20 protein-coding genes are annotated in these 23,267 nt (G+C 45.5%); 16 read left to right on the top strand and 4 right to left on the bottom strand.

Annotated elements, in window-relative coordinates:
* Positions 1-45: 45 nt before the first annotated feature.
* Positions 46-1,350: an aspartyl protease family protein gene (locus PP178_RS09550; protein ID WP_272594125.1), complete on the bottom strand. Its 1,305-nt coding sequence runs from the start codon at positions 1,348-1,350 to the stop codon at positions 46-48.
* 182 nt (positions 1,351-1,532) lie between these two features.
* Between PP178_RS09550 and PP178_RS09545 the strand changes: the two genes are divergently transcribed.
* The 9 genes from PP178_RS09545 (at position 1,533) to PP178_RS09505 (ending at position 10,494) form a co-directional block, all read left to right on the top strand.
* A complete protein-coding gene (locus PP178_RS09545; RefSeq protein WP_272594124.1) occupies positions 1,533-2,726 on the top strand; it encodes a pyridoxal phosphate-dependent aminotransferase in 1,194 nt (397 codons plus the stop codon).
* On the top strand, positions 2,723-3,742 hold the full coding sequence (gene murB / locus PP178_RS09540; protein ID WP_272594123.1) for a UDP-N-acetylmuramate dehydrogenase: 1,020 nt from the start codon (positions 2,723-2,725) through the stop codon (positions 3,740-3,742). The genes PP178_RS09545 and murB overlap by 4 nt, the downstream gene beginning before the upstream one ends.
* 273 nt (positions 3,743-4,015) lie before the next feature.
* Positions 4,016-4,582: an RNA polymerase sigma factor gene (locus tag PP178_RS09535; protein ID WP_272594122.1), complete on the top strand. Its 567-nt coding sequence runs from the start codon at positions 4,016-4,018 to the stop codon at positions 4,580-4,582.
* A 10-nt stretch (positions 4,583-4,592) separates the two neighbouring features.
* The gene (locus PP178_RS09530) at positions 4,593-5,351 is read left to right on the top strand and encodes an anti-sigma factor (RefSeq protein ID WP_272594121.1); all 759 of its coding nucleotides are present in this window, start codon (positions 4,593-4,595) and stop codon (positions 5,349-5,351) included.
* A 69-nt stretch (positions 5,352-5,420) separates the two neighbouring features.
* On the top strand, positions 5,421-5,624 hold the full coding sequence (locus PP178_RS09525) for a membrane or secreted protein (RefSeq protein ID WP_272594120.1): 204 nt from the start codon (positions 5,421-5,423) through the stop codon (positions 5,622-5,624).
* A gap of 36 nt (positions 5,625-5,660) precedes the next feature.
* Positions 5,661-6,227 carry an RNA polymerase sigma factor gene (locus tag PP178_RS09520; RefSeq protein ID WP_272594119.1) on the top strand — a complete coding sequence of 189 codons (567 nt, stop codon included), beginning with the start codon at positions 5,661-5,663 and terminating at the stop codon, positions 6,225-6,227.
* A 110-nt stretch (positions 6,228-6,337) separates the two neighbouring features.
* Entirely contained in the window at positions 6,338-7,219 is an 882-nt protein-coding gene (gene lipA, locus PP178_RS09515; protein WP_272594118.1) for a lipoyl synthase, read from the top strand.
* Between the two features lie 45 nt (positions 7,220-7,264).
* Complete coding sequence (gene gap, locus PP178_RS09510; RefSeq protein WP_272594117.1) at positions 7,265-8,275, top strand: type I glyceraldehyde-3-phosphate dehydrogenase; 1,011 nt, start codon at positions 7,265-7,267, stop codon at positions 8,273-8,275.
* Positions 8,276-8,298: 23 nt separating this feature from the next.
* Positions 8,299-10,494, top strand: a complete 2,196-nt coding sequence (locus PP178_RS09505) for a hybrid sensor histidine kinase/response regulator (protein WP_272594116.1) — start codon at positions 8,299-8,301, stop codon at positions 10,492-10,494.
* On the opposite strand, the gene lpxK is transcribed toward PP178_RS09505, so the two are convergent.
* Positions 10,489-11,481, bottom strand: coding sequence for a tetraacyldisaccharide 4'-kinase (gene lpxK, locus PP178_RS09500; protein ID WP_272594115.1), 993 nt, complete (start codon positions 11,479-11,481; stop codon positions 10,489-10,491). The genes PP178_RS09505 and lpxK overlap by 6 nt on opposite strands.
* A gap of 49 nt (positions 11,482-11,530) precedes the next feature.
* On the opposite strand from lpxK, the gene PP178_RS09495 reads away from it, so the two are divergent.
* The 3 genes from PP178_RS09495 (at position 11,531) to PP178_RS09485 (ending at position 13,885) form a co-directional block, all read left to right on the top strand.
* The gene (locus PP178_RS09495) at positions 11,531-12,625 is read left to right on the top strand and encodes a Nif3-like dinuclear metal center hexameric protein (protein ID WP_272594114.1); all 1,095 of its coding nucleotides are present in this window, start codon (positions 11,531-11,533) and stop codon (positions 12,623-12,625) included.
* A gap of 3 nt (positions 12,626-12,628) precedes the next feature.
* Complete coding sequence (locus PP178_RS09490) at positions 12,629-13,408, top strand: zinc ribbon domain-containing protein (protein WP_272594113.1); 780 nt, start codon at positions 12,629-12,631, stop codon at positions 13,406-13,408.
* 63 nt (positions 13,409-13,471) lie between these two features.
* Positions 13,472-13,885: a DUF4174 domain-containing protein gene (locus tag PP178_RS09485; protein ID WP_272594112.1), complete on the top strand. Its 414-nt coding sequence runs from the start codon at positions 13,472-13,474 to the stop codon at positions 13,883-13,885.
* 3 nt (positions 13,886-13,888) lie between these two features.
* Here PP178_RS09485 and PP178_RS09480 read toward each other — a convergent pair whose 3' ends face one another.
* Positions 13,889-15,232 carry an FAD-dependent oxidoreductase gene (locus PP178_RS09480; RefSeq protein ID WP_272594111.1) on the bottom strand — a complete coding sequence of 448 codons (1,344 nt, stop codon included), beginning with the start codon at positions 15,230-15,232 and terminating at the stop codon, positions 13,889-13,891.
* 145 nt (positions 15,233-15,377) lie between these two features.
* On the opposite strand from PP178_RS09480, the gene PP178_RS09475 reads away from it, so the two are divergent.
* From PP178_RS09475 to PP178_RS09465, 3 genes are read left to right on the top strand one after another with little or no spacing between them, the layout of a single operon-like run.
* A complete protein-coding gene (locus tag PP178_RS09475) occupies positions 15,378-15,518 on the top strand; it encodes a DUF2256 domain-containing protein (protein WP_272594110.1) in 141 nt (46 codons plus the stop codon).
* An 11-nt stretch (positions 15,519-15,529) separates the two neighbouring features.
* Positions 15,530-16,855: a DASH family cryptochrome gene (locus PP178_RS09470; protein ID WP_272594109.1), complete on the top strand. Its 1,326-nt coding sequence runs from the start codon at positions 15,530-15,532 to the stop codon at positions 16,853-16,855.
* Position 16,856: 1 nt separating this feature from the next.
* Complete coding sequence (locus tag PP178_RS09465; protein ID WP_272594108.1) at positions 16,857-18,389, top strand: cryptochrome/photolyase family protein; 1,533 nt, start codon at positions 16,857-16,859, stop codon at positions 18,387-18,389.
* A 65-nt stretch (positions 18,390-18,454) separates the two neighbouring features.
* Here the strand turns inward: PP178_RS09465 and PP178_RS09460 are convergent, their stop codons facing one another.
* On the bottom strand, positions 18,455-19,006 hold the full coding sequence (locus PP178_RS09460; RefSeq protein ID WP_272594107.1) for a ClpP family protease: 552 nt from the start codon (positions 19,004-19,006) through the stop codon (positions 18,455-18,457).
* Between the two features lie 353 nt (positions 19,007-19,359).
* Between PP178_RS09460 and PP178_RS09455 the strand changes: the two genes are divergently transcribed.
* Positions 19,360-23,267, top strand: a 3,908-nt coding sequence (locus PP178_RS09455; RefSeq protein ID WP_272594106.1) for a Calx-beta domain-containing protein, incomplete at its 3' end; no start/stop codon positions are given.

The raw sequence follows: 23,267 nt of genomic DNA, 5'->3' as shown, positions 1-23,267 counted from the left end.
TACAATTATATATATAAAACGAAACCGGCCATTGGGCCGGTTTTTCTATTCAAACAACTTTTTTAAAACAAAGGAGAATAGCAGGTCTTTATTGTATCGTTCTATGAGTACACGCACTTGTTTTCCTTCTCTTTCATTCAGCATTTGTATAATCTCCTGTATCTTATACCGGTGCACCGGTTTTCCATTCACGGCCAGTATGACATCTCCTTCTTGCAACCCCGCTTCAGCGGCAGGACTACCTGCACGAATGGTGGAAACAATAATTTCCGGAACCAGGCTCAGTCGTGTCCTGTTTTCCAGCAATAACTGTACATTTCCAAAAGAATCGTCTTCCTGGTATGCGACACCACTGGCATCTGCCAGGCTTTCGGCTACATAGCGCATACCGTTATGCTGCACTTCTATACCGCTTAAGTTATAGCGGAAGGGTTCCCGGAACAGGTTGTTTTTTTTCAGGGTCACTTCCCCGGCCCGGTAATCGAATACCACGTTAAAACGCCTGAGGATCTCTCCTCCCAGGCTGCCGTTCCTGTTGCCGAGATCTTTGATCGAAGAAAAGGAATTCATTTCCGGGAAAGCCGCCTTAGCATCTGCCAGTACAAAACTCCCGATTCTCACCTTCTCTACCTTAGTCCTTTTGCCAAAAATATCTCCATTCAGACCTTTACCCAGGAAATCCTCGTAATATGAGTCGGGCACTCCAAGGCCCTTTTCCAGGTCCTGGAATAACCATACGGCATCACTACTCCCGGTATCTACCAGCAAATTGACAGCAACCTCCTTATCATTGGCAAAAACAACTGCCCCATCCAGGTAGGCTTTATTATCTATAATGGTCAGCGGAAGTGTTTCGCTTCTTTTCGACTTCTTTTTTTGGTAATACCTGGGATCGTGGAATTTTATATGTTGTGCCGAGTAATTGATCTCCACCACAAAATCACGGAAAAGATCATAACCTATGATCCCGTGTACATTGATCCCAAGGCTTGTACTAAAATTGAGGTCGCGATCCAGGACAACGTAGACCTGCTGATTGGGATTTACTATGTCTTTTATGCGAAATTCATTCCCGACAGAACTCAGTGCCTCGATGGGCTCACCTTCGCCAAGCCCCCTGATGGTGATGGCACGAACGTTATTCAAGGAAACGGAATCCTGGTCCGTAATACTGAATATAATTGGCTTGTTCACCCCTGTGTCCAGGATAAAGGACAAGGGGGTACCGTTTACTTCGACAGGAACGACAATAAGATTGTTGATCAGTTCAAATTTCACCTTTGACGATTGGTCCCCATCAGGCAAAGAAAAAATCTGCCCGAAAACCAGGATCGGGAGCAGAAGTGCCATCAGCAGTCCAGATAGAGAAAAATATCGCAACCGTTTAAATATTAGGGTGTTACATACTAAATATAAGCAATTTACGCTCACGAAGGGTAGACATTTAACATTCCGGATGAATGGTCAAATTATTGGGAGGTACTGTTGCCCATTAGGTAATGATTTCTCATTTTTGCCTAAAATATATACCTATGCCTTCCATCTCCAGGAAAGGGCAGTCTATGCCGGAATCCCCTATACGTAAATTGGTCCCATACGCGGAAAACGCTAAAAAGAAGGGGGTCAAGGTGATACACCTCAACATCGGTCAACCAGATATCAAGACGCCCAAAGTTGCACTAGATGCTGTAAAGAATAATACCCTTGAAGTGCTGGAATACAGCCGGACAGAAGGCTCGGACACCTACAGGGAAAAATTGGCAGGGTATTATAAGAAACAAGGAGTACATATTAATGCTTCGGAGATCATTGTGACCACCGGGGGCTCTGAAGCTTTAGCCTTTGCCTTGGGAACAGTCACTGATATGGGTGATGAAATCATCATCCCCGAGCCGTTTTATGCCAATTATAATGGTTTCGCAACGGCTAACGGGGTCAAAGTTGTTCCCGTTGTATCAGGGATAGACACCAATTTCGCTCTACCTCCTATCCAGGCTTTTGAAGAAGCGATAGGACCGAAGACCAAGGCCATTCTGATCTGCAACCCGGGTAACCCTACCGGTTATCTCTACAGCAAGGAAGAAATTGAACAATTGGCTGCCCTGGTCAAGAAACACGACCTTTATCTCATCGCAGATGAAGTTTACAGGGAGTTTACCTATGAGGGTAAAAAGCATCATTCCATACTACAGGAAAAAGGGCTGGAGGAGCATGCTATAGTGGTCGACTCTGTGTCTAAAAGATACAGTATGTGCGGCGCCAGGATAGGATGCCTGATCTCCCAGAATACCATGGTCATTAAAACTGCAATGAAATTTGCCCAGGCCAGGTTATCCCCGCCAACTTTTGCGTTGATAGCCAGCGAGGCAGCTTTAGATACACCTCAAAGCTATTTTGATGATGTGATCGAAGAATACGTAGAACGCCGTGACCTATTGCTGGATGCCCTGAAAGATATAGAGGGTATCAAGGTAGCAAAACCACAGGGTGCATTTTACTGTATAGCCGAATTGCCTATAGCGGATGCTGACGATTTTGCCCAATGGCTACTGGAATCTTTCCAGTTAAGTGGGGAAACCGTTATGGTGGCCCCGGCAGCCGGGTTCTATGCGACCCCGGGCCTTGGCAAGAACCAGATCAGGATCGCTTATGTCCTGGAAAAGGAACAGCTGCTCAAGGCGGTCAACATTCTGAAAGAGGCTCTGAACGTTTATAAAAAATCTTGAGACCACAAGAAAACATATCCCTGCGACCATACAATACCTTCGGGATAGATGCCAAGGCCAGGTATTTTATCTCGGTCAATTCTGTCGAGGAATTACAACTTGCCCTGGCACTGGACGAATATCCTGATAAATTCATTCTCGGGGGAGGCAGTAATATGCTGCTGGTCTCTGATGTGGAGGCCCTGGTCCTGCATATAAACCTGAAGGGTGTTAGCGAAGTTGAACGACAAGGAGATCGGCTGGTCCTAAAGGTCATGGCGGGCGAGAACTGGCATGATCTGGTGTTGTGGACCATGCAGCACGATCTGGGCGGCCTTGAGAACCTCTCGCTGATTCCCGGCAATACAGGAACGGCGCCCATCCAGAATATCGGCGCCTACGGGGTAGAATTGAAGGATGTCTTTCACAGCTGTGAAGCCATAGAAATAGAGACGGGGAAACTTCAGCGATTTTCAAAAGAAGATTGCGAGTTTGGCTACAGGGAATCTATCTTTAAGAATAAAGCCAAAGGAAAATTTGTGATCACCTCGGTTAATTTTGAGCTGAGCGTTCGCAACCACCGCTTAAATACTTCTTACGGGGCCATAGAGGCCGAGTTAGAGGCTATGGGTATTACTGATCCCAGTATACAGGACATTTCCAGGGCCGTTATCGCCATCAGGCGTAAGAAGCTACCCGATCCTGCAGAATTAGGCAATAGCGGAAGTTTTTTTAAGAACCCGGTCATTGACGCGGATGTTTTTAAGGGCTTTCATCAAAAGCACCCGGATGCGCCTTTCTACAAAGTTTCAGAAACCGCCTATAAAATTCCTGCCGGGTGGCTGATAGAGCAGTGTGGTTTTAAAGGGAAGCGATATGGGGATGCCGGGGTTCATAAGAACCAGGCACTGGTCCTGGTGAACCATGGTAATGCCAGCGGTAAAGAGATCATAGACCTGGCCCATAAGATACAAGACACCGTCAAAGACCGTTTTGGTATCTGCATAAGTCCGGAAGTCAATATTATTGGTGACTGATGCTGACCTTAGCCCGGGAACAGCAATATCATAAGTAGGAGGTATGGCTACGGTATAAACAAAATAACCCCCGAAATTATCTTCCGGGGGTTATACCAAACCAAACTAACCAAAAACTAAATGTACAATTACCAGTTGCACATTCTTCTAATTAAAAATTGAGATATCAGTTTAATAACAATCAATTTTATAAATTAGCGTTACCCTATATACGACGCCAAAGATGATATTGGATGCCATCTCTGGCATTTTTTTTAGAGACCGTACCGAGGAATGAGCACACTACTGGAAAAACATATTGTAGAACTACTGCAGGAGCGCAACGATAAAGCCATCTCCCTGTTGTATGAACACTATGGTGATACCCTTTACGGAGTTGCTCACAAGGTAGTACGTGACGAAGAAATGGCACAGGACGTTGTACAGGAAAGTTTTGTGAAAATCTGGAAAAAAGCAGACTCCTATGATGCCTCTAAAGCCAAACTCTTCACCTGGCTATTCCGGATTACACGTAACACGGCCATCGATAAACTGAGGAGCGTAAACACAAAAAATGATAAGGAGATCCAAATTGATGTTTCTGACGTATATAACCTAGGAGTCCACAGCTTACGCCCCGATCTCATGGATGTCCGTGAGAATCTTGACAAAATCGAAAGCAAATACCAGATCGTACTGGATGCCTTGTTTTTTCAAGGTATGACCCAACAGGAAGCCAGTGACGAATTGGATATTCCACTAGGTACGATCAAGTCCAGGCTTAAGATCGGCTTAAGAGAACTTAAGAAGTTGTACGGTACCAGCATGGCCCTGATCATAGTTATATGTAGTACGTTTTAAAACCAATTTGATGAAAGAGAAAATTCGCCTTTTCCTGGAAACTGACCTACTGGAAAGTTACCTCCTTGGCAACACCACCACAGAGGAGACTTTACAAGTAGAGCGGTACATCGCCATGTACCCGGAAGTAAGGGAGACTTATGCTGAATTGCAGAGCAATTTAGAGGCATACGCCAAAATGCATGCATTAAAGGCTCCGGAAGGCTTAAAAGCCCGGATCTTACAGAAAATCAAAGCCCAGGATGCAGGCAGGAGAAAATTCAGGAGATTCGCAATCGCAGCCAGTATATCTGCCGTGATGTTCGCAGCCTCTGCTTATTTCTTCTACAACCAGAACCAGAACTTACACCAGGAAAATGCGATCGTGAACACCAAGATCCAGGACCTGGAAGCCGATATGAAACAGCAACTGGAAGATGTGCGGAACCAATTCATCGTTCTCAACAATCCACAGACACGCAAGGTTTCTATCAAGGGTAACAAAAAGGCCAAAGACCTGAAGGCCATGGCTTATATTAACCCGGTAAAAAAACTCTCGTACATCAATGTACAGAGTCTTCCGCAACTCCCTGAGAACCAGTGCTACCAGATGTGGGCCGAGGTAAATGGCGAGATGCTGAACCTGGGGGTTATTGAAAGTGCAGATGACAAAGAAAAATTAAGAGCCCTTCCCTATGCGGAAAATGCGGTAAGCTATATCACTATAGAGCCGGAAGGCGGGAATATTGCCCCAACCGTACAGAATATCGTTGCCAATATTAGTTATTAAGGCAACAATAATGAATTTACAGGCCCCGCAAGGGGCCTTTTATTTTATATCTTTGCATAAAGTCTGACTATGGAATTGATATTTCTTACTATAGGCCTGTTAGCAGTAGCATTTGCAGGTATAGCCATTAAGATATGGTCAAAAAAAGACGGTGAATTCGCAGGCACCTGTGCCAGCCAGAGCCCATTCCTTAACAAGGATGGTGAAGCCTGTGGTTTTTGCGGAAAACTTCCCGAAGAACAGGAATGCAAAAAAGATACCGTCCTGGATTAGGAAAACCCTCCTGTCCACAGCTTCGAAAACAACAATTTGCAGTATACAGAGAAGTCATTAAAATCGATTATCCAAGAGGCCAAATCGGGCAACCAAAAGGCCTTCAGCCAACTATTGGATAGATTCTGGAACGAGGTCTATGGATTCCAGCTGCAAAGAACTAAAAATGAGAATGATGCCGAGGACATCACCATACAGACTTTTTCCAAAGCTTTTGATAAAATAGACACCTACAAGGAGAATTTCGAGTTTAAAACCTGGCTTTTTACCATTTCCAAAAATCTGCATGTAGACCTGCTGAGAAAGCAGAAACGGAACATTTTTGAAAATTCGAGCTATGCTAACCACGACGCTGTCAAGAGTGTGCTGGACGATGCACCAAGTGCGGAGGATCGTCTCATAACCGAACAGCAATTAGCCAACCTGCTACAGCACATTAAATCTCTTAAGCCACATTACCAGGAAGTTATCAACCTCCGCTACTTTCACGAACTCCCTTATGCCGAAATTGCCGATAAGTTAGGAGAACCCATCAATAATGTTAAAGTAAAGTTGCTCAGGGCCAAAAAACTGCTTGCCGAAAGCATCAAGAATCAGCCGTGATTATTCCGCTCGGGTGTTGTCGATAATCACCTCTCCATCCAAAAAATCTGAGGAGGTCTACCGTTATTTATCCCCAGTATTTGTTTGTATATTTGCTCTAAATTTTGCTTATGAGTACAGCCACTGCCAGTCCGGCAACTGCCGAACCGCATAAAAAGAAACCAAAATGGTTACGGGTTAAGCTCCCAACAGGGAAGAAATACACTCAAATCCGTGGCCTGGTAGAGAAATATGATTTGCATACCATCTGCACCTCCGGGAGTTGTCCCAACATGGGGGAATGCTGGGGTGAAGGTACCGCCACCTTCATGATCCTGGGCAATGTATGTACACGTTCTTGTGGTTTTTGTGGTGTAAAAACGGGGCGGCCCCAGATGGTAGACTGGGCAGAACCTGAAAAAGTAGCTAGGTCTATAAAGATCATGGGAATTAAACATGCCGTGGTAACCTCAGTAGACAGAGACGACCTTAAAGATATGGGTTCCATTATCTGGGCAGAAACGGTAAAAGCCATACGCAGGATGAACCCGGGTACCACTATGGAAACTCTAATCCCGGATTTCCAGGGAATAGAGGCACACCTGGACAGGATCATCGAAGTAGCTCCGGAAGTGGTTTCTCATAATATGGAAACCGTCAGGCGCCTGACCCGCGAGGTCCGTATACAGGCTAAATATGACCGAAGTCTGGAAGTACTCGCCTACCTGAAAAGAAACGGAGCCAAACGCACCAAATCAGGCATCATGTTAGGCCTCGGGGAGCTGGAAGAAGAAGTTATAGAGACCATGCAGGACCTTCGGAATGCCGGGGTCGATGTGATCACCATAGGACAATACCTGCAGCCTTCCAAGAAGCACCTTCCGGTGAAAGAGTTTATAACCCCGGAGCAGTTTAAAAAATACGAGACCCTTGGCCTGGAAATGGGCTTCAGGCACGTAGAAAGTGGCGCCCTGGTACGTTCTTCATATAAAGCTCATAAGCACATCAACTAACCCGATCAACAAAGTCTGATTCCCGTTTTAGCGGGTTTTTTATAGATGGAATCACTAAAAATAGGAATTAACGGATTTGGGCGGATTGGCCGTACTTTATTTCGTTTATTGGAAAAGGAGCCCGGTATAGAGGTTGTCGCGATAAATGATCCGGCAGAGACCCCTACCCTAGCCCATTTACTAAAGTACGACAGTATCCACGGCCCCTTCCACGACACCATAATTCACGATGCCGACTCCATCACAGCGGCAGGACATCGATTTGCCGTTTTGCACGAAACAAACCCTGCCGCGATCAACTGGGGCTCACATGGCGTCAGGCTGGTTGTGGAGTGCAGTGGGAAATTCAAAACTGCAGATGAATTACAAGCACACCTGCTCAACGGCCCTGAGAAGGTGATCCTTTCTGCTCCCCCTGCGGATGACGATATCCCGATGACCGTCTTCGGCGTCAATGAATCGGAATTAAAAGCGGAAGACCATATTATTTCTGCTGCTTCCTGTACGACCAATAATGCAGCTCCAATGCTGAAGGTCATGGACGAATTATGCGGGATAGAGCAGGCCTATATCACGACTATACATTCTTATACCTCTGACCAGAGCTTGCACGACCAACCTCACAGGGATCTTCGGCGCGCCAGGGCTGCAGGACAATCTATTGTTCCTACCACCACGGGTGCGGCTAAGGCGCTCACCAGGGTCTTCCCACACCTTGCCCCTGTTATCGGGGGTTGCGGGATACGCGTCCCGGTACCTAATGGTTCCCTGACCGATATTACCCTGAATGTCAAAAAATCGACCAGTATAGCGGAAGTGAATCGCGCTTTCCAGGATGCATCAGATAATTCTCTGAAAAATATCTTATTTTACACTGAAGATCCGATAGTTTCTATCGATATAAACAATAGTTATCACTCTTGTACGTTTGATTCTCAGATGACATCAGTAATTGGCAAAATGGTCAAGATTATCGGCTGGTACGATAACGAGACCGGCTACAGCAGTCGCCTGATCGATGTTATCAAATATTTGATGCAGAAAAATTACATTTGAGATACATTAACCTACATAGACCAATGCGCCCCTTACTTACTGTGGTCTTTGCATTGTTGTTTGCATGTACAGTCCTGTCACAGGAGGATACCCTCCCTGATAAGGATATAGATTCCTTTTTTCTCAAATCTAAAAGCCTTAAGAACCAGAACAAACTGGACGTAGCTCTTGAAGCACTGAACGAGGCAGCACTACTGGCCGAATCCCAGGAAGATTTTAAATCCCTGGTAGACGCCTTTCACCAATCTGCCCTCCTGTACCTGGATCTGGATAAAACTGAAAATGCCACCTTCTTCTGGCAGCGCGCAGCGGTTACACTGAAAAATAGCTCATACCCTTACGGGCAAGCGGTTCATGAATACATCGATGCCTTGCTTAAATTCAATAATGGAAACAGCTTCCAGGCCATCGATGCATTGATAGAGGCTAAAAAACTGAGCAATGACCGGAATTTACTCAACCATATCCTGCTGCTTGAAGCGGATATCCTGGTCAGTATGAAACGCTATGAGCAAGCTGCCACCAACCTGAATGCACTGATTGTAAACAATGACCTCTACGAGAAGCAATACCTGAAAATGAGGGCTCATATGAGTCTTGCACGCATGTTCCTGGAGCAGGAAGCTTACGAAGAAAGCATCAAGAACGGGAAAGAGGCTTTGCAGCTGGCCGTCGACAATAAATTTGGCAAGGAAATCGTATCTGCGAACGAATTACTGGGTCGGGCATACGAAGCAGGAGGACAATACGATATGGCCCTGGTTCATAACCAGAACTTATTACAGATCCGCGATTCTATCTTTAGCGTCAATAAATTACAGGCCGAGACAAGGACGGCAGACCGGATACAGTTCGATTTCATGAACGAAGAGATCAAAAGGCAGGATGCCAAGATCGAAGATCTGAGTGCCTCCGCTAACAGATCAGAGATCACGGCCATTCTTACCTCTGCATTCCTGACCATCATCTCTTTATTGGCGGTATCCCTGTACAGGAACAACCAGATAAAATTAAAGACCAATGACCTGCTGCACACCAAGAATAAAGAATTGCAGTCGGCCAGGGACGCCGCAGTATCCGCCATGGAAGCTAAGACCAATTTCCTTTCTACGGTTAGCCATGAATTGCGGACACCGCTCTATGCAGTAACCGGACTCACCCACTTACTATTGGAGGAAAATCCAACAGAAAGCCAGAAAGAACATCTTAAATCCCTGAAATTCTCCGGGGATTACCTGCTGAATTTTATCAATGACATACTACAGATCAATAAGATCGATGCCGATAAGTTGGAAGCATTGCATATTGAATTCAATCTTAAGAAAGTACTGAACGAAGTGCTCAACTCGCTTCAGCAGTCCGCTAAAGCCAATAAGACCAAACTGATCCTGGATTTTGATCCCGAGATCCCTCCTACCCTGCTCAGTGACCCGATCAAATTATCACAGGTCTTTATGAACCTGGTAGGTAACGCCCTTAAATTCACTAAAGATGGTGAGGTAACGGTTATCGCCAAACTAAAAGAAAAGTCCGAAGAGGATGTCAGGGTCTATTTTGAAGTGCGTGATACCGGGATCGGCATATCTCCGGAACAACAGGAAAATATCTTTGATAGTTTTGAACAGGGATCGGTTCAGATCAACAGGGAATACGGTGGAACAGGGCTTGGACTTACCATTGTGAAGAGTTTGTTAGGCCTGTTTGGCAGTAAGATCTACCTGGAAAGTCAACAAGGTAAAGGAAGTTCCTTCTTCTTTGAACTGGAAATGAAGAGTAAGGACAGCGTAGTAGAAGAATTGGCACTAGAACCTTCTCAGAAAGACTACGACCTGGATGGATTGCATTTGCTCGTCGTAGAGGATAATAAGATCAACCAGGTGATCACCAAGAAAATGCTGAATAAGAGGGGTGTTGATTGCGATATCGCCTCAAATGGTACCGATGCTGTAGCCATGGCTGAAAGCAATACATACGACGGAATCCTGATGGACATACATATGCCCGGGATCAGCGGTGTGGAAGCCACCATACAAATCCGGAAATTCAACCCGGATATTCCTATAATAGCCTTAACTGCTATTTCTTTGGATGACAGCCTGGAAACCTTCTATGCAGCCGGCTGTAATGATGTGGTGACTAAACCCTTTAAGCCCGAAGTATTCTATCAGAAGATCGGTGAGAATATCCTGGATAAGAAACTGAATAATCCCGCCTCATAAAGGCATTAGCTTACTTTTAAGCAATTCCTCCCCACCGGACAAAAAACGATGCTTTACGGCTATAAAGTACATAGCCGGAATCCTATCACCTATTCGCATATAGTCTTTCTCCGTAGTCAGCACTACAGATGCTTCCCTGAGGGGAGTTAGTTCTACCTCGCTGAAATTATGGTGATCCGGGTATCTCAGGTGTTTAAATCTTATCCCGTTTTGGCCCAGGTATTCCATAAGCGGTTCCGGTTTGGCGATCCCGGTAAGCAGGGTAACCTCTGTATCCGCCAGATCATCCAGTATTAAGTCCTTCTCACCTCCCTTTAATCGGGTATCGTATTCCAGGCAGGTGAATAAAAGCAATTGGTTCTCAGCGGGGGCCAGCTTATCTTTTATTTCATGCTGTGCCTCAGCATTCAGCCCAGGCGGACATTTGGTTACTATGATCACATCGGCTCTTTTAGCCTCTGATTTACTATCGCGAAGATCCCCTGTAGGCAAGTACCAGTCATCGACATACAATTGATCATGGGGTGTGAGTAATATTGACATGTCCGGAGTTACACGCCTGTGCTGGAAAGCGTCGTCCAGGATGATCATATCGGGCTTTACCAGGGTTTCCAATATTCGGATTCCCCTTCGGCGATCTGCATCCACAGCTACATGGATGTCCGGGAATTTTTTATGAATTTGCATGGGTTCATCCCCGATATCAGCGGCTGTGCTGTTACGGTCAGCCAGTATAAAACCCTTGGTCTTCCGCTTATAACCTCGGCTGAGTACTGCCAGTCGCACTGAGGGCTGCAACATGCGGATTAGGAGCTCTGTCATAGGAGTTTTACCACTCCCCCCAACACTGAGGTTGCCCACGCAGATGGTAGGGGTCCTAAATCGGACCGAAGGAAAAACACCGATATCGAAGAGAAAATTTCGTAGGATCACCACCAATGCATACAGCAGGGAGATGGGAAACGCTATTTTTCTGAGCAGTTGCATCGTCAGCGAAATTATAATATTTTATCTTTGAAGGCCTTAAAATCCTCAAATGATTGTAAAAGATGTAACTGATATTCTGGAGGAACTCGCCCCCCTGTCGCAGGCGGAGGACTTTGACAACGTCGGTCTGCTGGTCGGCGATGCCAAGGCCGAAGTCACCGGGATCCTTGTAACCCTGGACACTTTAGAGAACGTTATTGACGAAGCTATTGAAAAGTCGTGCAACCTGGTAGTAAGTTTTCACCCCATCATTTTCGGGGGATTAAAAAAGCTGACCGGTAAGACCTATGTAGAGCGTGTGGTGATGAAAGCCATTGCCAATGACATTAATATATATGCGATCCACACGGCACTAGACAATGCCTGGGAAGGTGTTAATGCCAAGATATGCGAGGTACTTGGCCTTGGTGAAAGAGCCATACTCATCCCTAAGAAAGGAAGCATTCGTAAGCTGATGACCTATGTACCCAAAGACAGTGCAGAGGGCGTTCGTCAAGCTCTTTTCGCAGCCGGTGCCGGGCATATCGGGAAATACAGTCATTGCAGTTTTAACATCCATGGAACCGGGAGTTTCAGGGCCGAAGAAGGAAGCAACCCTACCTTGGGAGAAATTGGATCAACGCATCTTGAAGAAGAAGTTCAGGTACAGGTGGTATTCCAGGACAACCTGCAGGAGCGTATCATAACCGCACTAAAAGAAAACCACCCCTATGAAGAAGTAGCCTACGAAGTACTCCTTACAGAAAACCTGCACCAGGAAATGGGCATGGGAATGATAGGCGAGTTGGAAAGAGATATGGAAGAAGAGGCTTTTTTACAGCTACTTAAAGACCGTATGCACGCTAAGGTCGTGAGACATACAGAATTTATGGGTAAAAAAATCAGGAAAGTGGCAGTGCTAGGGGGCAGTGGCGCCTTCGCTATAGGAGCTGCCAAGGCTGCGGGTGCAGACGTATTGGTTACTTCAGACCTTAAATATCACCAGTTTTACGAAGCGGAAAAAAAGATCTTGCTGGCCGATATCGGACACTTTGAATCTGAGCAGTTTACAAAAACCCTCTTGGTTGACTATCTTACAAAAAAAATTCCTAATTTTGCAATCTCTTTATCCGAGAGTATAACAAATCCCATCAAGTATTTTTAAAGTATGGCAACAAAGACAGAAGCGACAGTAGAGGAAAAATTAAGGGCACTATATGATCTGCAACTAATTGATTCCCGCGTTGACGAGATAAGGAATGTAAGGGGCGAATTGCCACTGGAAGTAGAAGATCTCGAAGATGAAGTACTGGGCCTCAAAACCAGGATCGACAAGCTGAAGACCGATGTAGAAACGATCAACTACGAGATTACCGCCAAGAAGAACCTCATCGAGGAATCTAAAACGCTGATCAAGAAATATGCGGACCAGCAAAAAAATGTGCGTAACAGCAGGGAATTCAATTCCCTGGCTAAGGAAGTTGAATTCCAGGAACTGGAAATTCAATTGGCCGAAAAGAACATAAAAGAGTTTAAAGCCCAGATTGAACAGAAGAAGGAAGTGATCTCAGAGACTAAAGAACGTCTTAGTGAGCGGGAGACACACTTGAAGCACAAGAAGAGCGAATTGGATGCTATCCTTGCCGAAACTGAAAAAGAAGAGAAATCTCTTCTGGCAAAGTCTGAGGAATACCAGGAGCAGATCGAAGAAAGACTGATCAAAGCTTACAAGCGTATCCGTAACAATGTTAAGAATGGGCTGGCAGTTGTACCAATTGAACGTGGTGCCTCCGGAGGATCATTCTTTACCATCCCTCCACAGGTACAGGTTGAAATTGCTTCAAGAAAGAAGATCATTACTGACGAGCACAGTGGCAGGATACTGGTAGACCCGGTATTGGCCGAGGAAGAGCAGGAGAAAATGCAGAAGATGTTCGGGAAGATCTAATATCCAGGCATATCATATATAAAAACCACCCTCCTAGGGTGGTTTTTTTATTATATTCTACAGATGAGAACTCTCCTGGTTTTTGGGCTACTGCTCCTTAGTATGCACACACAGGCACAGCATATTGGGAATTACCGGTGGAAATACCGGCTATTATTTCTTTCCGTGACCGAAGATGGGCCGTTAACTGCCAGTACAGCCGCCAGCTTATACAAGTTGGAAACGGATGCCATAGCAGAGAGGGATTTATTGGTGTTCTATATCAGGGAGCAGCACGTCTATGATGCCAATGGTGAGAAATACGAACTGGAAATCCCCGAAAATTATTACCCTATGCCAGGTGGTACTGTCCTGGTAGGAAAAGATGGAGGAGTAAAATTAAAACGGAAGACCATCACTGATCCCGCTACTATTTTTACGCTTATCGACGGCATGCCTATGCGACGGGCTGAAATGAAAAGAAAGAAGCCGGACTAAGCCTTACAGGCGTTCCAGGATCATCTTTTCTACCATCTCGCTATCCCATACCTCCTCGATACGTGGATGTGCCATGATCTCCTTCATAATGGCTTCCTGCCTGTCTCCTATCTCTAATGCTTCAACATAGGGCCTGTCTGAGAAAGTTACCCTGGAATAGGCGGGTATCCATTTTTCAGGGTATTTGGCAGAAAATCGCTTTTCAATCTTTTTCTGTAGTAAGAACATAGGATCTGCAGTCTTACTGCTCATCTCCATAAAATTCCTGTAGCTGAGCTCAGCGATGGCATCAGCATTGGGTTTACGTTTTCTTTCGTAGGTTTTAAAGATCGTTTCCCAGTCATCTCCCAATTCATGTATCAATTGGTTCAATACGTAGATGTCCTCAAAACCAGCATTCATTCCCTGCCCGTAAAATGGTACAATGGCATGTGCAGAATCACCAACCAGGGCTACCTTGTCCCAATAGGTCCACGGGAAGCATTTCATAGTGACCATGGCACTGGTAGGGTTGCTTAAGAAATCACCTGTCAGGTTTTCAATGTCCTGCATCACATTGGGAAAATAGGTCTTAAAAAATGCTCGTGCTTCTTCCTTTGTTTTCAGGTTTTCAAAAGATACCTCTCCTTCAAAAGGCAGGAAAAGGGTGCAGGTAAAGCTGCCATCCAGGTTAGGCATAGCGATAAACATGAACTTGCCCCTTGGCCAGATATGGAAAGAATTTTTATCCAGTTTATGTGTCCCGTCCTCATTAGCAGGAATAGTAAGTTCTTTATAGCCCACATCGATAAAATGCTGGGAATAATCATAGCGGCTACGTCTCTGCATCTTGTGCCGTATACGAGAAAATGCTCCGTCGCAACCAAAAATGATATCAAATTCATATTCTTCCCATTGGCCCTTCTCGGTTTCCCCGGTATATAACTTGGCCTCAGGAAGACTAACATCCCATACTTTCTCGTTAAAACGAAAACTCACCCCGGCTTCTTCGGCCAGGTCGATCATCCTTCGATTAAGTACACCCCTTGAAATTGACCAGATGGCTTCTCCGTCCTTCCCGTACTTCTGGTAATAGGTCTCATCCTCATCCAGCAGGTGCATTGCTCTTTTGTCCAGTGGGATGGCGATCTGTTTGATAGCATCCTCCAGGCCTACCTCGCGTAATGCCTTCCAACCCCGGTTGCTCATCGCTAAATTAATCGACCTCCCGGAAAACCTGATCGTGCGTATATCGGGCCTTCGATCAAAGACCGTAACGGTATGTCCGAGTCTCCTGAGGAAGATAGCCAGTAAGGAGCCTACAAGGCCAGATCCGGCTATAGCAATGTTTTTTGGAGTTTGTGTCATGAATTAAGCAGGGTGAAGGGGTAAATGTACTAATTAAAGTGGGTAAAACCATCTTCAACTTAGCCGATACCCGGCATTACGACTATATTTTACGAGACTCTTAACAACTTTTTGTTTCGTTAAAGGGTATTTTTATTAAACAAAAATGGCGCACTCTAAAGTCAACCTGCCTTCAAAGCTATGCCCGGTTTGCAAAAAACCCTTTCAATGGAGAAAGAAATGGGAACGCAACTGGGATGAGGTTGTCTATTGCAGTAAGCGATGCCGGGGAAGTAAATCACCATAAAAACCTTCTTTATGCCTAACAACTTGGTTTGGTTCAGGAATGACCTGAGAACCACTGATAATATCTCACTCTCCAAAGCCTGTGAAGGCGACCGCGTGATCGCGGTTTACTGTTTTGATCCGCGTCAATGGGCTTTAGGCCAGTTTGGTTTTCCGAAAACAGGACCTTTCCGCAGCCAATTTCTCTGGCAGACTGTCAAAGAACTACAGCAACAATTAGCTCATCTCAATATCAGCCTGCTGGTATTTCATAAGCCCGCCGAACATGTGATCCCCGACCTGATCCGGGCATTTGACGTTAAGAAGGTATTTTCACAGAAAGAATGGACTGCTGAAGAGGAAAATATCTATCAACGGGCGGTGGAATGGAGCCGCGACGATGTCGAATGGATTGAATATTATGACCAGTTTCTCTATCACCCGGGCGACATTCCCTATAAAACATTTAAAGATATTCCAGACGTTTTTACTCCATTCCGAAAAGATTGTGAAAAAACAACGGAAGTGAGGAAAGAGATTCCCCTGCCCCAGCCAATGCCAGCAACTAACCTCGTTCATACCCTACTCCCTTTTCCATCACTGAGACAGCTAGGCGTTACCCCTTTTGAACATGACAGGCGATCCGCCTTTCCATTCCATGGAGGGGAGACCAAAGCCCTGGAGCGGCTCAATGCCTATTTCTGGAAATCAGGGAATCTTTCCCAATATAAGGAAACGAGGAACGGCCTTATCGGTTCCGAGTACAGTTCCAAGTTATCAGCATGGCTGGCCAATGGATCCGTCTCCCCACGTACTATATACTGGGAGGTAAAAGCCTATGAAGCGGATCGGGGAGCCAACCAGAGCACCTACTGGCTGATCTTTGAACTGATCTGGCGGGATTTCTTTAAATACATATCCCTGAAACACGGCAATCGTATTTTCAGCTTAGAAGGGATACACCATCGCCAAATGGATTGGGGAAACAATAAGGAAAAACTGCAGGCCTGGATCAATGGAAATACCGGGAACGATTTTATAGACGCCAATATGACAGAGCTGGCCCTTACGGGCTTTATGAGCAACCGTGGCAGGCAAAATGTCGCCAGTTTCTGGGCTAAGGAATGGCAGCAGGACTGGAGAATAGGGGCTGCCTATTTTGAATCCATGCTCATCGATTACGATGTGCACAGCAACTGGGGGAACTGGATGTACAATAGCGGGGTGGGTAACGATCCCAGGGATCGAAAATTCAATATTGCCCGGCAGGCCGAACAGTATGACAGGGACGAATCCTATAGAAACCTCTGGCTTAAACAGGATTTCCTGGAGGAAAATCAACAATACACCAAGAGTTAATATGAAAATTCTACGGCTTATCCTGGGAGACCAGTTAAATCTCAATCACAGTTGGCACGGGAAACCGGATGGCAATGTAACCTACCTTATGGCCGAAATGCGGCAAGAAACAGACTATGTAAAGCACCATATCCAGAAGGTCCTGGGTTTCTTCCAATCCATGCGCAATTTTGCCGGGGAATTGGAAGAAAAAGGACATCACGTTCGATATTTCAGGATTGGTGACCAGGATAATCCCCAAGACCTTAAAGTCATAATTGACAACACCATCGCAGAAGTGAATGCCGAATGCTTCCAATACCAGCTCCCTGATGAATATCGCCTGGACCGGCAATTGAAAGAGATCACGGCGAACCTGGATATTGAAACCACAGCGGTAGATTCTGAACATTTCCTGAGCAGCAGGGATGAATTGGCTGATTTTTTCGAAGGAAAAAAACAGTTGCTGATGGAAAGCTTCTATCGGTATATGCGTAAGAAGCACAACATCCTGATGAATGGAAAGGAACCCGAAGGCGGGCAATGGAATTACGATAAAAGCAACCGTAAAAAATGGAAGGGAGATCCGGAGATCCCCCACGAGCGAGGGTTTCGAAAAGATCTATCAGGACTGTTGCACGAAATCGAGGAAGCGGAGATTAAAACGATAGGGACCGTGAATGCCTCTTCCTTTAATTGGCCGACCAGCAGGGCAGACGCACTTGCTGTACTTAACTATTTTTGCAAGAACCTCCTTGTTCATTTCGGAGATTACCAGGACGCCATGCACAGCGAGGAAAAATTCCTCTTCCACTCCCGCATCTCATTTGCTTTAAATACTAAGATGATCGGCCCCGGGGAAACCCTGCAAAAGGTAGTGAACTATTACAGGGAACACAGTAACGAGGTCCATTTATCGCAGGTGGAAGGCTTTGTACGCCAAATCCTGGGATGGCGTGAATATATGCGCGGGATCTATTGGAAAGAGATGCCCTCTTATGCGAATAAGAACGAGTTGGATAATAAAAATCCCCTGCCCCAATTCTATTGGGATGCCGAAACCAAGATGAATTGCCTTCATCACGCTATAAAACAAAGCCTGGAAGACGCCTATGCACATCATATACAACGGCTGATGATCACTGGTAATTATGCCCTGTTAACGCAGACAGACCCTGCGGAAGTAGACCAGTGGTACCTGGGTATTTACATCGATGCTATTGAATGGGTAGAGCTGACCAACACCCGGGGGATGTCGCAATTTGCAGATGGGGGCTTACTGGCAACAAAACCTTACGTAAGTAGTGCCAATTACATCAATAAAATGGGCAACTATTGTTCCGAGTGCACCTACTCGCATACTAAGAAAACCGGGGAAAATGCCTGCCCATTTAATGCCCTTTACTGGAACTTCCTCGCAGAAAAAAAATCCTATTTCCAGGATAACCGGAGAATGTCCTTAATGCTTTCCCTGCTCGATAAAATGGAGCCCGACGAACTAAAATCGATTCAGGAACGAGCCCGGAAGATCATTGCTAACCCGGGAGATTATTAAGGTAGTTTCGGGCTATAAAAAAAGCCGGGACATTCCCGACTTTCATTTATTAAGTGCAGTGTGGCTTATTCTTGCCAGACACCGTCGACAATTCCGTATTCGATAGATTCCTGGGCGTCCATCCAGTAATCACGGTTAAAGTCTTTCATGATCTTTTCAAAGGTCTGCCCACAGTTCTCTGCAAGAATACGTGCCCCGATCTCCTTGGTTTTAAGGATCTCCCTCGCCTGTATCTCTATATTGGAAGCCTGTCCCTGGGCTCCTCCACTGGGCTGGTGGATCATTACCCTCGCGTGCGGTTGTATGAACCGTCTTCCTTTTTTCCCTACAGACAGCAGTATAGACCCCATAGATGCGGCCAGGCCGGTGCAAACGGTACTGACAGGGCTTTTAAGCGAGGTAATTGTATCATAGATAGCAAATCCTGAAGTTACATATCCCCCCGGGCTATTGATAAACAATTGAATCTCCTTGTTATTCTGCATATCTAAATAAAGCAGGCGATCTATGACATGCTTCGCAGAATCGTCGTTGACCATTCCCCAGAGAAACACTTTTCTATCCTCTAATAATTTTTCGTCAATAGTTTCCTGTACTTTATTTTTCTTACTCTTCATCGTAGATATTTATTTGTTTCAAATGTAAACAATTCAGCCCCATTTTGCCAAGCTTCTCAGCCGCTAAAATCACCCAATTTATTCTTCCAAATTCCTACAGACCTAACAGGAGCATAATTTCTCTCCTTCCTTTCATCCCGTTATACCGACTGTTAATCGACACCTTCTTACAAATCTCCGAAATCCTATGTCGGGAAAAGCAGGCTGTTTAACGACTCTTTGGTCCTATATCGAGTATTTACAGCCTTAATCGCCTGTTTTCCAGCACAGCAACTTATTCGCCGTTTATTTGATGAACAGTTTAACCTACTGAAAATTAACGCTTAAAGTCTAACCCCAAAACGGACGAAGCTATGGATTACAAAACTACCTTCAAGATCAACAGGCTATTGGTTCAATTCCAATCGCTATCCTCCAAGCTTTTTCACCGTATGGATTTTTCCATCGGGAGACCTCCGCAATTAATTCCAGTACGGATTAAAAGCCAACCCATGCAAAAAACTACCTACGCCCCGGTGCGATTTCTTTTCGCCCTGGTATTTTTCTGTGCCGCCTTTTTAATGCAGGCACAGGAAAAAACGAAATTTGAACCCCGTTACTCCGGAACTGTTACCGGGGATGTAACGATGATCGCCAACAACGTATTAAACCAACACCCGACCAATTCCTACCACGGGAATACAGACAACCAGGACGGAACCGGGGTGTATGTTGATATTGATGGTGATGCTACTACCTTTAACTCGAGTAGTGCCAACCTTGTAAACCCGGAACCGGGTGCAGGATGTTTAGAGTTCGTAAAGGTATATTTGTATTGGGCCGCTTCGGATAAAGAAGCAGGTGGTTCAACCTTGAATGACGAAAGCTGGGATTTTGACAAGATCAAACTTCAGCTTCCGGGGCAGTCTTCTTATTCTACTGTTACTGCAGACCAGGTGATCTACAGGGGTCGTGATGAACATTTTTATAATGATCCTTATATCTGTATGAAAGACATTACTAACGATGTCACATCACTTAGTAATCCTTACGGTAAATACCAGGTCGGTAACCTTAAAGCTGCACATGGCGGACTGAATCCTCACAATGGGGGAAATTTTGGTGTTGCCGGTGGATGGCAGATCGTTTTCGTTTACCAGTCGCCAGATTTGTTGAGACGTAATATTACCCTCTTTGATGGTTATGCACACGTGGCGAATGGCCAGACCACGAAATTTAAGATAGACGGTTTCCAAACCATTCCTTTAGGAGAAGTGAAAGCCAATTTTGTGCTGGGAGTCATTGAAGGCGACCGTGTGCTTAACGGTGATAAATTTGAGATAAAAAAACCTGACGGGAATTGGGAGAAACTGAGTTCACTGAAACGTGGAGCCGATAATTTCTTTAACAGTAGGATCACCAAACCCGATCCTATAACCGGACTGGAAGATGATTTTATAGACCGGAATCCAGCGAGTACGAATACCCTTGGTTTTGACGCGTCTATCTTTAAACTCAATAATATTGGAAATACACTGATCGGGAACAACCAGACTGATACCGAACTGAGGGCCACCTCGGGTTCAGAGTCTTATGGATTATTCCTGGTAGGTCTATCGGTAGAAGTTTATGAGCCCAACCTGGGTTCGCTCGACTTTACGACCAACCCCTTAAACAGTACTTATGATGCAGGGGAAACTGCTACGATGCAGATTAATGTAAAGAATTCAGGGAATGATAACATTAAAAGCCTGGAATTGGTTGGTATAGTACCACCTGAGGTCGATTTAGTAGAGCCCATCAATCTGCCTTCATGGATCACATACGACTATGATGCCGGGTCAAGGGAAATTCTTTTCCAAGTAGAAGATGGTTATACAGACGTTAACGATGATCCTTATACTATACAATTTGACATGGTTGTCAAAGACCAATGCTATTTCCTCGAAGGCGCTTGTGCCGCGGATTTCTCTATTCAGATGGTGGCCACCTATACAGGGGAAATCAATGGCGATCTGCAGACCACCAACAGTTCCGGAACTCTAAACGAATGTGGTTTTGGTAATCATGACCCCAGCGTTGTGACCATTAACACCCCGGACCAGGTAGAATGGGTAACCCCAGCCAATGGGCTGAACCAAACCGTTTCTTGTGATGATACTGCGGGGCTGAATGCTGCCCAAGCCTTGGAACCGGATTATGCCAATTGTAGTTTTACCGTACAGAAAACCAGCGGTGCTTTTGTACCTGCTGCCGGATGTGACGCCATCGGAACCTATACGAATACCTTTGTTTTCACGGATGCTTGTGGTAGGGAGAGTGAAACTTTCACCCAGGTAATTACCGTTGAAGATACTACGGCACCATTATTCAATGGAACTCTGCCTGCCGATACGGTAGCCGCTTTTGATAATATCCCTGCTGCAGATTTCCTTACCGCATCGGACAGTTGTGACAACAACCCCCAGGTGGATATGGTAGAAAGTTATATAGGAGACAATAACAGTACAACCTATACCATTTTACGCACATGGACGGCTTCTGATTGTGCTGGTAATACAACGGAACATGTACAGAAGATCTTTGTAACAGAGAACGGAGACCCGATCGGGTTAAGCATCAGTGATGTGATGGTTAATGAAAATGTGGGTTCTGCCCTATTCACCATCACCCTGGTTGGTGAAGTAAGCGGTGGTTTTACCGTAGATTATAATACTGTAAATGCTACGGCCGTTGCCCCTGCAGATTACACGACATTGCCTTTGACCTCGCAGTTCTTTAACGGGAATCATGCAGAGACCAAGACCCTGATCGTAGACATCAATGATGACAACATCGTTGAGATGACAGAGGGCTACACAGTGCAGCTTTCTAACCTGTCTACCACGGCAATAATGATCAATGACGATGAAGGTGTTGCTACTATCATGGATAATGACAGCGCTACTATAAGTATTTCAGATATCGATGTGGATGAAGCTGCCGGCTTTGCTAATGTACAGGTGATCCTGTCCGGTAATGTCCAGGAACCTTTTACCGTCGATTATGAAACTTCTAGCGGCGACGCGTCTGCTACGCCGAATGTAGATTATACGGCTATGAATTCCCAATTAAACTGGGGAGCTAACGATACTGATGGAAGTGCGATGACCATTGCTGTTCCTATCATCAATGACAACTTAATCGAGTTCACCGAGAATTTCTTTGTCCTGCTTTCTAATATCGTTGGCAGCGGGAACCTTAGTATTGCTGATGCCAGTGCTAATGTTAATATCCTGGATAACGACGGCGGTGGATCTACAGGAATCACCTTTGCTAACGACGATGTAATCGTGAACGAGGCTGATGGTACAGCTACTTTTACCGTAACCCTTAGTGGTGCGGTACAAGGTGGATTCACCATCGACTATGCTACTGCTGATGGATCGGCCGAAGCTGACGGGGATTATGACACCAAGAATGGTACGCTGACCTTCGCCGGGAACGACGGAGAGACTCAAGCGATCGTGATCGATATCAACGAAGATGTTTTGATCGAGGAGTCCGAGAGCTTCTTTGTGAATCTTTCTAACCTCTCTACGAGCCTGATCACTATCAATGATAACCAGGCCACCGGGAATATCATCGATAACGACGGAGGCGGATCTACAGGGATCACCTTTGCCAATGATGATGTGACGGTAGATGAAGGTGCCGGTACGGCTACTTTTACTGTAACCCTGAGTGGTGCGGTACAAGGTGGATTCACCATCGATTACGCTACTGCTGATGGTTCTGCCGAAGCTAACGGGGATTATGACACCAAGAATGGTACGCTGACCTTTGCAGGGAACGACGGGGAGACTCAGGACATTGTAATTGACATTAACGAAGACCTTTTAATTGAGAATACTGAAGATTTCCTTGTAAATCTTTCTAACCTCTCTACGACCCTGATCACTATCAACGATAACCAGGCGAAGGGGAACATCATCGATAACGATGGTGGAGCCGGAACCGGGATCGATTTTGCCAGTGACGATGTAACCGTGAACGAGGCGGATGGTACGGCTACTTTTACCGTAACCCTTAGTGGTGCGGTGCAAGGTGGATTCACCCTGGATTATGCTACTGCTGATGGATCAGCTGAAGCTGATGGAGATTACAATGCTGCTTCCGGTACACTGACTTTTGTTGGGAATGACGGGGAGACTCAAGCGATCGTGATCGATATCAATGAAGACCTTTTGATCGAGGAGACCGAGAGCTTCTTTGTAAATCTTTCTAACCTCTCTACGAGCCT

The organism is Zeaxanthinibacter sp. PT1 (assembly GCF_028464225.1).
GTDB lineage: Bacteria > Bacteroidota > Bacteroidia > Flavobacteriales > Flavobacteriaceae > Zeaxanthinibacter.
Note: the sequence above shows the minus strand (reverse complement) of the source record. Positions and strands in the feature narration are given on the sequence as shown.

Excerpts from the sequence above, each read along its gene's own strand:
- PP178_RS09550 (WP_272594125.1), bottom strand. The coding sequence starts at position 1,350 with ATGGCACTTCTGCTCCCGATCCTGGTTTTCGGGCAGATTTTTTCTTTG.
- PP178_RS09545 (WP_272594124.1), top strand. The coding sequence starts at position 1,533 with ATGCCTTCCATCTCCAGGAAAGGGCAGTCTATGCCGGAATCCCCTATA.
- PP178_RS09535 (WP_272594122.1), top strand. The coding sequence starts at position 4,016 with ATGAGCACACTACTGGAAAAACATATTGTAGAACTACTGCAGGAGCGC.
- PP178_RS09530 (WP_272594121.1), top strand. The coding sequence starts at position 4,593 with ATGAAAGAGAAAATTCGCCTTTTCCTGGAAACTGACCTACTGGAAAGT.
- PP178_RS09525 (WP_272594120.1), top strand. The coding sequence starts at position 5,421 with ATGGAATTGATATTTCTTACTATAGGCCTGTTAGCAGTAGCATTTGCA.
- lipA (WP_272594118.1), top strand. The coding sequence starts at position 6,338 with ATGAGTACAGCCACTGCCAGTCCGGCAACTGCCGAACCGCATAAAAAG.
- gap (WP_272594117.1), top strand. The coding sequence starts at position 7,265 with ATGGAATCACTAAAAATAGGAATTAACGGATTTGGGCGGATTGGCCGT.
- PP178_RS09505 (WP_272594116.1), top strand. The coding sequence starts at position 8,299 with ATGCGCCCCTTACTTACTGTGGTCTTTGCATTGTTGTTTGCATGTACA.
- lpxK (WP_272594115.1), bottom strand. The coding sequence starts at position 11,481 with ATGCAACTGCTCAGAAAAATAGCGTTTCCCATCTCCCTGCTGTATGCA.
- PP178_RS09495 (WP_272594114.1), top strand. The coding sequence starts at position 11,531 with ATGATTGTAAAAGATGTAACTGATATTCTGGAGGAACTCGCCCCCCTG.
- PP178_RS09490 (WP_272594113.1), top strand. The coding sequence starts at position 12,629 with ATGGCAACAAAGACAGAAGCGACAGTAGAGGAAAAATTAAGGGCACTA.
- PP178_RS09485 (WP_272594112.1), top strand. The coding sequence starts at position 13,472 with ATGAGAACTCTCCTGGTTTTTGGGCTACTGCTCCTTAGTATGCACACA.
- PP178_RS09480 (WP_272594111.1), bottom strand. The coding sequence starts at position 15,232 with ATGACACAAACTCCAAAAAACATTGCTATAGCCGGATCTGGCCTTGTA.
- PP178_RS09475 (WP_272594110.1), top strand. The coding sequence starts at position 15,378 with ATGGCGCACTCTAAAGTCAACCTGCCTTCAAAGCTATGCCCGGTTTGC.
- PP178_RS09470 (WP_272594109.1), top strand. The coding sequence starts at position 15,530 with ATGCCTAACAACTTGGTTTGGTTCAGGAATGACCTGAGAACCACTGAT.
- PP178_RS09465 (WP_272594108.1), top strand. The coding sequence starts at position 16,857 with ATGAAAATTCTACGGCTTATCCTGGGAGACCAGTTAAATCTCAATCAC.
- PP178_RS09460 (WP_272594107.1), bottom strand. The coding sequence starts at position 19,006 with ATGAAGAGTAAGAAAAATAAAGTACAGGAAACTATTGACGAAAAATTA.